The organism is Mycobacterium sp., assembly GCF_050701675.1.
Classification (GTDB): Bacteria; Actinomycetota; Actinomycetes; order Mycobacteriales; family Mycobacteriaceae; genus Mycobacterium.
This window is the reverse complement of sequence record NZ_JBOGDD010001033.1, coordinates 1-9,720: the sequence shown is the minus strand read 5'-3', so window position 1 is coordinate 9,720 and position 9,720 is coordinate 1. Positions and strand designations below refer to the sequence as shown.

Below are 9,720 nucleotides of genomic sequence, written 5' to 3'. Positions count from 1 at the left end.
TGCACATTCCACGACTGGCCGCTGCGATCGCGGCCGCGGTGCTCGGGATGTCTGACCCGTGCACCGCGTCGGCCACCGCCGCGGGCGGAGCCGCTACGACACTCAGCGCACCCGCACGCTCAGGCAGGTGACGCAGCCCTCGAGCTTCTCGTACTCCGAGACGTCGACCAGTTCGAGACGGTAGCCGCGATCGGCGAACAACTGCGCCGTGCGGGGCGCCGCCGAACTCATCAGCAACAGATCCTCGTCGAGGATGACCACGTGAGCACCTGGTTCCTCGGGCACGGCCAGGAACGACGGGAACATGCCAGGGTCGTCGACCACGGGTCGATACCCGATGAGGGTGCCGTCGGGCAGCGCGGTGACCGCGCTCTTGAGGTGCAGCGCCTTGGTCAGCGGCACGGCCGTGACGGTGTATCCGCGAGGCGTCAGGATCCGCGCCAGCTGTTCGATCGCGGCCGCGTTGGTGGTGCCGCTGAGGCCGACGTACACCTGCGAGCCCACCTTGAGCACGTCACCGCCGTCGAGTGTTCCCTCGGTGATGGCGGTGGCATCGAGCCCGAGTTCGTCGATGGTGCGTCGAACCGCGACGATCTCCGGGTGGCGCGTCGGCTGCCGCGGATTCGTGATCACGGCGAGCTCGCCGAACATCACCACGGCGTCTTCGACGAACACGCAGTCCGGCATCGAATCGTCGCCGTCGACCACCACGGCCGGCCACCCATTGCGCTCCCGCGCTGCGACATAGCCGTCCCACTGGCGCTTGGCCAGTGCGACATCGAGCGGCGTGCGCTCGATGAACGTCACGATGCCGTCGGCCAAGGTCTCGGCGGGGCGGCGGACCAGCGCGTACGGGCGGTCGGGCATGGAGTCCTCCTCGACGAGAGTCAGAGTCGTGCGAAGCAGGCGTCGGCGTCATCCTGCGGAATGGACGCGTTCGTGGTCGAGAACTTGCCGACCACACCTTCGTCTGTGACTTCGACACTGTCGGCGTGGATGCCGAGCGGGTACTGCGCGTTCAGCTTCGCGGTGAGACCGTCGAGCGCCGTCTGCACCGTGTCCTTGGCCAGCGGGCCGCCGACGTCGACTACCTGCAGGGCGAGGTCGCCGTCGGTGACGACGGGCTTGGCCGTCACGGTGATGGCCCCGGCCTCGAGGTCGATCGTGCCTGCCGCGGCATCGGTGGTGACGCCGGTGACCAGACTGCCCACCCCGGGAAGGTTCGCGGCGACGGTGTCCTTGATGCCGTTGGCGGTCCACGTCAGCGTCGCGTTCAGTGCCCCGATGGTCCCCTTCGAGTCCTTGGATCCCTGCAGTCGCACGTCTTGGACAGTCACGTCGGCCGTCATCCCCTTGGCGTCCTGAACCCGATTTCCCTCGGTCGACACGGAGATGTTGGTGTAGTGGCCGGTGATGTGCTGCCACAGGAAGGGTGGATTCACGCCGAACGAGACGGTGGCCCCGTCCTTCACGACGCACTCGGCGACCTCGACCAGGAGGCTGTCCGCGCGGTGCCGGGCGTACAGTTCGGCCCCGGCCAACCCGCCGGCCAAGAGCGCAACGACGATGAGTGTGATCAGCGAAAGGGTCAGTGGGTCGCGCAGCCAACGGCGACGCGCCTGCGCCTCGGGTGGGTGCGGTTCCTGAGGGGCTCGAGGCGGCGGTGGTCGACTCGGCGGCAGCGGGCCGGATGGTTCACGCGGGCGTGGTTCACGTGGGCGTTGAAGTCGTTCCGTGGGCGCCGCATCACTGGGTCGGTACCTCGCCCGGAACTGCTCGGTCGGCGCGTCCGGTGGGCCTTGCCGCGGAATCCGCTGGGTCGGAGGTTCTTGGCGACGGATCGGTTCGCCGCGACCGCCAGGCCGTCGGGGAGGCTGCGGCGGTGTCGTCACCTCCGCGATTGTGCCTCATTCACCTGACGCGATCCGATGGATCGCCCGTCACGTGTCGAGAAATGCCTCGAGCTGATCGCAGACGCCCGGCCACCCGTTCTGGAAGCTGTCGAATTCCTCGGGAGGTAACAGGGAATGGTCGATCGACATCAGCGTCCGATCCTCGGCGAAGGGCTCGAAGGTGACGTTGACGACGCTCACGACGGTCGGGTCGCGCCAGTTCGAGTTACTCCAGGTGAAGCGCAGCAGATGCGGTCGATCGATGGCAAGGAAGCGTCCGGTGATCAGCACCGAGGTGCCGGAGTTGTCCACGTCGAGACGCACACTCCCTCCGACACGGGGCTCGACGGTGACGGCGACGCATCGGGACGGCCGCGGACACATCCACTCCCGCAACGACTCCGGATCGAGCCACTCGTCGAACACCACCTCTGGAGTGGCGGGCATGACGCGTCGCACGCGGGCCACCGGCGCTTCGTTCACCGAGCACTTCCCTTGCGCCGCAGCCGCGCCGACAGCGCGTCCGCACGTGTCGACCAGAAGCCCGTCTGCTGATCGATCCACTGCTGGGCCACCGTCAACCCGTCCGGCTGCAGGGAGAACCAGTGCTCACGGCCGCGCACCTCGCGGCGAACCAACCCGGCCGATTCCAGCACTCCGACGTGGCGCGACACACCGGCGAACGTCATCGGTAGCGGAGCGGCCAGATCGGTCATGCGCGCGTCGCCGGCCCGCAGCGTCTCCAGCAGCCGACGGCGCGTCGGATCGGCGAGCGCGGCGTACGCGCGATCCAGCACCTGATCTTCAACCATTTTGTTGACTATAGTCGCTCACTCGTGTTGTTCTAGAGAAGATGTTCAACTGAACTGTTGAACGTCTCACTGGCGAACCGGCGCGGCCGAAACCGTTGCGGCAGAGGCGAAAGGGGACACACATGTTGACACCTCCGATCGTGTCGGCGCAGGAATGGGAGGCGTCGCACCAGCAGATGCTCGTCAGGGAGAAGGAATTCAGCCGCGCGCGCGACGCGCTGGCCGCAATGCGACGCCGGATGCCATGGACACCGGTGATCAAGCCGTATCAGTTCGAAGGGCCTGCGGGCAGCAATTCCCTGCTGGACTTGTTCGATGGGCGCCGCCAGCTCATCGTCTACCGCGCGTTCGTCGACCCTGGCGTGCACGGATGGCCGGAGCACGGCTGTGTCGGCTGCTCGTTGATGGCCGATCACGTCGGCAACCTCGCCCACCTGAACGCCCGCGACACCACCCTGGCGTACGTCTCGCGCGGTTCACAGGCCGACCTGCAGCGGGTAAAGACGCGGATGGGCTGGGACATCCCCTGGTACACGATCGTTCCTGACGCCGAGGGCGCCTTCGACGTCGACTTCGGAGTGGACGAGTGGCACGGCACCAATGCCTTCATCCGTGACGGTGACCGAGTTTTCCGCACCTACTTCATCAACAACCGCGGCGACGAGGTGTTCGTCAATACCTGGAGCTTCCTCGACATGACCGCACTTGGGCGCCAAGAGATCTGGGAGGACTCCCCCGACGGTTACCCGCAGAGTCCGCCGTATGAATGGTGGGACTGGCATGACGGATACGACCGGCGCGACGGGGGCTCACGGCTATGAACGGCGGATCACCGGGCCTGCCCCCGGTCGTCGACCGGGCGACGTTCCAAGCCGAACTCGACCTGCTGCGGGCTCGGGAGAAGGCGCACACCCGGGAAGCCGATGCGATCGCCGCGGCCCGACGACGCCTACCCATGGTCGAGGTCGCCGGCGGCCTCGAGCTGATCGGGCCGGATGGCCCGCTCACACTGCTCGAGGCATTCGAAGGGCGCAAGCAGCTCATCGCGTACTACTTCATGTGGCATCCGGGTCATTCCGCGGCCGAGCAGTGCGAAGGCTGCACGTGGTGCACCACCCAGGTCTCCGAGCTGGCCTACCTCCACTCCCGCGACATCACCTACGCGGTCTTCTGCCAGGGTCCCTACGACGAAGGCGCCCGCTACCGCGACTTCATGGAGTGGGACATGCCGTGGTACTCGGCACTCCCCTCACTCGAGGGCCTGCTCATCGGCCGCACCGTCGGCATGATGCACCTCGTCAGCTACGTGCGGGAGGGCGATCACGTCTTCGAGACATACTGGACCACCCTCCGCGGCGTCGAGGCGATGGACAACAACTATGCGCTCATGGACCTCACGATCTACGGACGCCAGGAGGCGTGGGAGGACTCGCCGCCCGGATGGCCCCAGCAGTGGGGAGGCGGGGCAGCTCGCGTACGTGCCAACGGACGTCCCATCGCCCAGTGGTCGCGGCTCGACGCCGGGCGCTCCGACGATCTCGCCACCGAAGACTGATCATCGGCCATGATCGACGCGTGACTGAACCGTTGACGATTCCGGCACTGCTCGAACGCGACGCGCACGAGTTCGGCGGCGACACCTTCGTGGTGACACCGACTGAACGCCTCACCTATGCGGAGGCAGAGCAACGCTCCGCGCACATCGCGTGCTGGTTGCTCGGCCAGGATGTCGGCAAGGGCTCCCGCATCGGACTGTTCTTCGCCAACGGCGTGGAGTGGGTCCTCTGGTGGCTGGCGGTGTCGCGGATCGGCGCGTTGGCCGTGCCGCTGAGCACGTTGTACGCACCTGCGGAGATCTCAAAGGTGTTGCGACTGGCGGACATCGGCATGTTGGTCGCGCCAAGCTGGGTGCTAGGCATCGATGTCGCCGATCGGCTCGAAGCGGCACTGCCCGAGCTGGCCGGCCAGCCCGCGGGCCGGCTCGCGATGCCCGGCGCACCGTACCTGCGACGCATCGTGCTCACCGGTGACGTGGACCGGCACTGGGCGACTCGAATCGACGACGCGGCCGTGCCGCGGGAGATCCTGGTGGCCGTCGAGCGGGAGGTCTCTCCCGCAGACCTGGCCGTCATGGTGCACACCTCGGGATCGACTGCGGATCCCAAGGGTGTGCTGCACACCCACGGCACGCTGGTGCGTCAGACGTCGACCTGGCCGACTGCCATCAGGGCGATCACGGGCAGTGGCGCGCCGGCCCGGATCCTGTGCGCGATGCCGTTCTTCTGGGTCGGCGGGCTGCTCGCCGTCATGGGCGCACTCCACGAATCCATCAACCTGCTGGTCATACCGCGTCTCGACGCAGCGACGGCCCTGGACCTCATCGACGGCGAGCAGGCCACGGGGATCGTCGGGTGGCCTGCGTTCACCCAGCGCCTGCGCGAGCATCCGACCTTCGCCGACCGTGACCTGGCCAGCGCGCCGATGCTGCGTGACGGACCTCTGGACATCGCGATGACCGACGTGCCCGACGGATTCCCCGTGCATCGCACCATGTCCGAGACCGCAGGCGGCTTCGCCTACACGGACATCGGAATCGTCGACGAGGACGGTCGACCGGTGCCCGACGGGACCACCGGCGAACTCCTGATCCGTGGCACCGGGGTGATGACGGGTTACAACAAGCGCGAGCGCGCCGACACCTTCGACGCCGACGGCTGGTACCACACCGGAGACCGGGTCTACCGCAAGGAAGGCGATCCACGCCTGTTCTACGTCGGCCGCACGAGTGAACTCATCAAGGCCGCAGGCGCGAACGTCTCACCGCTCGAAGTCGAGTCAGTCATCGGAGGTTTCGCCGACGTCGCACAGTGTGTGGTGGTCGGCATCGACGATCCCCGCCGCGGCGAGGAGGTCTGCGCCGTCGTCGTGCCCGCAGCAGCCGACCTCGACGTGAATTCCGTGGCGGTGCGGACCCGTGATCAACTGTCTGCCTTCAAGGTACCGACGCGCTGGGTGATCGCGACCACCGAGCAGATCCCCACGCTGCCGAGCGGCAAGATCGACCGAAAGGCGCTGCGGACGTGGGTGATCAGCGCGGGTTGAGTGCCGCGATACCGGCCAGGGCGCAGGCTTCGTCGTCGGCCGCGCTCGCACCGCTGACACCGACGCCACCGACGATGGCCCCGTCGACGACGATGGGAACGCCGCCGCCGAAGACGACGAACCGACCGCCGCCGTTGGCGTGCAGGCCGAAGAGTTCACCGCCCGGTGCTGCCAGTTCGGCCAGTTCGGAGGTCGCGATGCGGTTGGCCACCGCGGTGTAGGCCTTGTCGACCGCGAGGACGGGCCCGGCGATCTCCGCGCCGTCCATCCTGCCGAACGCGACGAGGTGTCCGCCGGAATCGACCACCGCCGCGGACACCAGGATCGACCGCCGAAGAGCTTCGGCGTGGGCGGCCGCGACGATGCGGGTGGCCGTGGCGAAGTCGACGTTCGTGGTTGTGAGCACGACGCCAACATACTTCTACGGTCAGCCGATGGCGCCGATCGGTTCCTCGACGCCGTTGAGCAGATCGTTGTCGCCGAAGGCGCCTCGATATGCGGCAGCGGGATGGGTGTCGGGCAGCCGGTCGCCACGCCCAAGCAGCTTGTGACGCAACGTCCCCGACTTGTCCGTCGAAATCAGGCCTCGCTCGCGCAGCGTCGGGAAGAGACGGTCGGCCACCTCTCGGAACGAACCGGGGACGGTGGCGTGATAGACGTTGATGCCGTCGACCCCGGCCTCCCGCCATTCCTCGAGGCGATCCGCGATCTCGTCGGCGGTGCCGACGACGCGGTTCGCGCCCTCCATCACCCATGCCATGTCGCGGATGGTTGGATCGTCGTTGCCCGACACCTCGGAGGCCCAGCGGATGAAGCTCTTCACCCCGGTGAACTCGCCGAGCTGGCTGATCGGGGTGTCCAGCGGCAAGCTGCCCGCATCGATGCCCGCGTCGCCGAGCGCGTGCAGGGCGATGCCCTCAAGGTCGAGGTACCTCTTGAGTTCATCGTTGCGGCGAACCGCTTCCCGGTGCGTGTCGCCGATCACGAACGACAGGCCCTGGGCGAAGGTGATGTCGTCGGGGTCTCGTCCGTTGTCGGCTGCCAGCGCGCGGGTCTCGGCGGTCTGCTTGTATGCATCCGCCGGGCTCGGACTGCTGATGTAGACACCCTCTGCGTTGCGTGCCGAGAAGAGCTGGCCCGCCGGCGATGAGCCCGCCTGGAAGAGCACCGGCGAGCGCTGCGGCGACGGTGCGACGAAGTGCGGCCCCTCGACGGAGTAGCGGTCGCCGACGTGGTTGATCTTGTGGATCTTCGACGGGTCCGCGTGGATGCCGCGTTCCTTGTCCTGCACCAGCCCGTCGTCGTCCCAGGAGCCCTCCCACAGCTTGTAGGCCACGTCGACGTACTCGTAGGCCCATCGGTAGCGCTCGTCGTGGTTGAGCGTGCCCTCGTGGCCGAAGCTGCGAAACACGTTCGCGTTGAAGCTCGTCACGATGTTCCAGCCGAGGCGGCCCTCGGTGTAGTGGTCGAGCGAGGACATCCTGCGGGCGAAGTTGAAGGGATGGTCCTGAACGATCGAACTGGTGAACACGATGCCCAGGTGATCGGTCGCGGCCGCCAGCGCCGACGCCAGGACCGAGGGGTCGTTGACCGGGATCTGGATCCCACCTTCGACCGCCTTGCGCCAGTTGCCATTCCACGGCGCACGCAGGCCGAAGACGTCGGCGAAGAAGATCAGGTCGTACCCGGCCTTGTCGACCTCCGCCGCCACGGAGGTCCAGTGCCGAAGCGAATTGAACTTGTGGTTCTCCGCCTCCGGGGCACGCCAGAGACCGTGCAGCACATGGGATGCGGTGTTCATCACGAACGCGCTGTAGTACAACGGGCGCTTGGTCCTGCTCATGCGATGGGTCCCAGCGTGTTGCGGATGAGCTGGTCGTCAGTTGTCTTGAGGAACTCGGCGATCTTGGGGTCCTGGAAGGTCTGGATCAGCTTCTGCACGTTGGGGTCGTCGAGGTGCTTGTCACTGACCACGAGTCCGCCCTCACTGCCCTTTGGGGCCGGCTCGCGGGCGATGATCTGGTCCTCCGTGAGGCCTGCGGAGTACACGTCCGAGATGTGGACGACGATGGCGTCGACGTCGGCGAAGCTGCGGGCCAGCTGACCGATCGGGACCTGGACGAACTGGTAGTTCCTGGGATTCGACTCGATGTCCGACAGCTGGGGCAGACCCGCCAGGGTGTCCTTGCCCGGCTTCAGCGTGATCTGCTTGTCGTAGGCCAGATCCAGCAGCGCGATCGCCTGTCCGGCGGGGTCGTCACGCAACGCGATCTTGGCGCCGACGGGCACCTGGGCCCAGCTGCGGTACTTGTCGGAGTAGGTGGCCTGATCCCAGGTGAACGTCGGCGCAGCGAGTTTCAGCGTGAAACCGTTGGCGGCGATGGCGTCGTTGAGGAACGGCTGGTGCTCGAAGAAGTTGCCTGCGATGGTGCCCGCATCGACGGCGCGGTTGATCTCGATGATGTTGTCGATCTTGACCGGGTCGATCGTGATGCCGTGCGCGGGAGCAACCTGGTCGTTGATGTACTTGAGCAGGCTCTCGGCGGCGATGTCGGTGCTCCACGTCGCGACCTTGAGGTTGGTGCCGAACGGCTTGTCCTCGTTGGACACCTTCGCGTAGGTGACGCCGCCCGCGATGGCGACGACGAGCACGACGGCGGCGGCGATCCACGGCCACCGTTTCTTCTTCTTGAGCTCGATGTCGTCGGTCTCGGGTGAGGTGGACTGATCGGTCACGGATGTTCCTCGTTCATTGGTGGGGAAATTGCTGGGAGTCAGCGCGTGAGGGCTTTGACCATGCGGTCGCCAACGAACTGGACGACCTGGATCGTGATGATCAGCGTGATCACCGTGGCGATCATGATGTTGTGGTCAAAACGGTTGTAGCCGTATGTGATCGCGAGGTTTCCGACACCGCCTGCGCCGATTGACCCGGCAATGGCCGAGTACTCGATCATCGCGATGGCGTTGACCGTCAACGCCCCCGCCAGCGCAGGCAGAGCCTCGGACAGCTGCACGGTGCGGATCAGCTGGACGTTCGTGCCACCGGAGACCTGGCCCATGTCGGTGACGTCGGACCGCACGTCGCGCAGCGCGTTCTGGACGAGTCGCGCGAAGAACGGCACACCCGCCGTCGTCATCGGCACGATCGCCGCCGAGATGCCGATCGTGGTACCGACCAGGAACCGCGTCACCGGAATGATCGCCGTCATCAGGATCAGGAACGGCAAGGACCGGCCCACGTTGACGATCGTGTTGAGCACGACGAACACCTTCGGGTTGGGGAAGAGCCCGAAGTCGGAGGTGTTGTGCAGCGTGATCCCGACGGGAGTGCCGATGAGAAGTACCAGGGCCATCGTGATGCCGACCATCAGCCAGGTCTGTCCGTAGGCGGGCAGGAGGAGGTCGGGGACCTTGTCCCAGGGCGTGCTGAAGTCCTCCCCCGCGGCAAGGATCACGCCGCCGCCCCTTCGGACTTCGCGGACACGGCGCTCACGTGCAGCCCGCGCTCCCGGAGGTAGCCCTCGAATCCGGGGGGTGCGGCCGGGGAGATGGCGAGCACGGCGCGCCCCACCGCCACTCCGCGGATCGCCTCCACGCTTGCGCTGAGCACATTCACCTGCGAATCCGCGATGCCGGGCACCGTGTGAATCGACGTGAGCCAATCCAGCGGTACCTCGCGCGAGGCGTATGAGACCTCCCACACCTCACCGGTGCCGTTGAATGGCACGCGCGGCCGGTCGGGAAGCAGTTCGCGGGCCAGCGAGGACGTCGGGTCGAGGATGACGTCGCCGACGGAGCCGCTCTCGATGATGCGGCCGCCGTCGATGCGGGCCACCGAGTCGGCGATCTCGCGGACCACCTCCATCTCGTGGGTGATCAGGATGATGGCCAAGCCGAACTCGTCGCGAAGG

Annotated in this window: 12 protein-coding genes; 3 read left to right on the top strand and 9 right to left on the bottom strand. The window is 66.8% G+C overall.

Annotated elements, in window-relative coordinates:
• Positions 1 to 102: 102 nt before the first annotated feature.
• The 4 genes from ddaH to ACRDUX_RS31680 all read right to left on the bottom strand — a co-directional run bounded on the left by ddaH (position 103) and on the right by ACRDUX_RS31680 (position 2,704).
• Positions 103 to 867, bottom strand: a complete 765-nt coding sequence (ddaH, locus tag ACRDUX_RS31695; protein ID WP_526419951.1) for a dimethylargininase — start codon at positions 865 to 867, stop codon at positions 103 to 105.
• A 20-nt stretch (positions 868 to 887) separates the two neighbouring features.
• Positions 888 to 1,553, bottom strand: a complete 666-nt coding sequence (locus tag ACRDUX_RS31690; protein ID WP_526419949.1) for an LmeA family phospholipid-binding protein — start codon at positions 1,551 to 1,553, stop codon at positions 888 to 890.
• Between the two features lie 387 nt (positions 1,554 to 1,940).
• The gene (locus tag ACRDUX_RS31685) at positions 1,941 to 2,375 is read right to left on the bottom strand and encodes an SRPBCC family protein (RefSeq protein ID WP_526419947.1); all 435 of its coding nucleotides are present in this window, start codon (positions 2,373 to 2,375) and stop codon (positions 1,941 to 1,943) included.
• Positions 2,372 to 2,704, bottom strand: coding sequence for an ArsR/SmtB family transcription factor (locus ACRDUX_RS31680; protein ID WP_526419945.1), 333 nt, complete (start codon positions 2,702 to 2,704; stop codon positions 2,372 to 2,374). Before ACRDUX_RS31680 ends, ACRDUX_RS31685 begins: the two co-directional genes overlap by 4 nt.
• Positions 2,705 to 2,826: 122 nt before the next feature.
• Here ACRDUX_RS31680 and ACRDUX_RS31675 point away from each other — a divergent pair, with 122 nt between their 5' ends.
• The 3 genes from ACRDUX_RS31675 to ACRDUX_RS31665 are packed head-to-tail and all read left to right on the top strand — an operon-like array spanning position 2,827 to position 5,806.
• On the top strand, positions 2,827 to 3,525 hold the full coding sequence (locus ACRDUX_RS31675; RefSeq protein WP_526419943.1) for a DUF899 domain-containing protein: 699 nt from the start codon (positions 2,827 to 2,829) through the stop codon (positions 3,523 to 3,525).
• Positions 3,522 to 4,259: a DUF899 family protein gene (locus ACRDUX_RS31670; RefSeq protein ID WP_526419941.1), complete on the top strand. Its 738-nt coding sequence runs from the start codon at positions 3,522 to 3,524 to the stop codon at positions 4,257 to 4,259. The genes ACRDUX_RS31675 and ACRDUX_RS31670 overlap by 4 nt, the downstream gene beginning before the upstream one ends.
• Before the next feature lie 20 nt (positions 4,260 to 4,279).
• Entirely contained in the window at positions 4,280 to 5,806 is a 1,527-nt protein-coding gene (locus tag ACRDUX_RS31665) for a class I adenylate-forming enzyme family protein (RefSeq protein ID WP_526419939.1), read from the top strand.
• Here the strand turns inward: ACRDUX_RS31665 and ACRDUX_RS31660 are convergent.
• The 5 genes from ACRDUX_RS31660 to ACRDUX_RS31640 form a co-directional block, all read right to left on the bottom strand.
• Entirely contained in the window at positions 5,793 to 6,212 is a 420-nt protein-coding gene (locus tag ACRDUX_RS31660; RefSeq protein ID WP_526419937.1) for a heme-binding protein, read from the bottom strand. The genes ACRDUX_RS31665 and ACRDUX_RS31660 overlap by 14 nt on opposite strands.
• Before the next feature lie 21 nt (positions 6,213 to 6,233).
• Entirely contained in the window at positions 6,234 to 7,649 is a 1,416-nt protein-coding gene (locus tag ACRDUX_RS31655; RefSeq protein ID WP_526419935.1) for an NtaA/DmoA family FMN-dependent monooxygenase, read from the bottom strand.
• Positions 7,646 to 8,542: a MetQ/NlpA family ABC transporter substrate-binding protein gene (locus ACRDUX_RS31650; RefSeq protein ID WP_526419933.1), complete on the bottom strand. Its 897-nt coding sequence runs from the start codon at positions 8,540 to 8,542 to the stop codon at positions 7,646 to 7,648. Before ACRDUX_RS31650 ends, ACRDUX_RS31655 begins: the two co-directional genes overlap by 4 nt.
• A 38-nt stretch (positions 8,543 to 8,580) precedes the next feature.
• Positions 8,581 to 9,264, bottom strand: coding sequence for a methionine ABC transporter permease (locus ACRDUX_RS31645; RefSeq protein WP_526419931.1), 684 nt, complete (start codon positions 9,262 to 9,264; stop codon positions 8,581 to 8,583).
• Positions 9,261 to 9,720: ATP-binding cassette domain-containing protein (locus ACRDUX_RS31640; RefSeq protein ID WP_526419929.1), on the bottom strand; the 460-nt coding region annotated here is incomplete at its 5' end. The genes ACRDUX_RS31640 and ACRDUX_RS31645, both read right to left, overlap by 4 nt.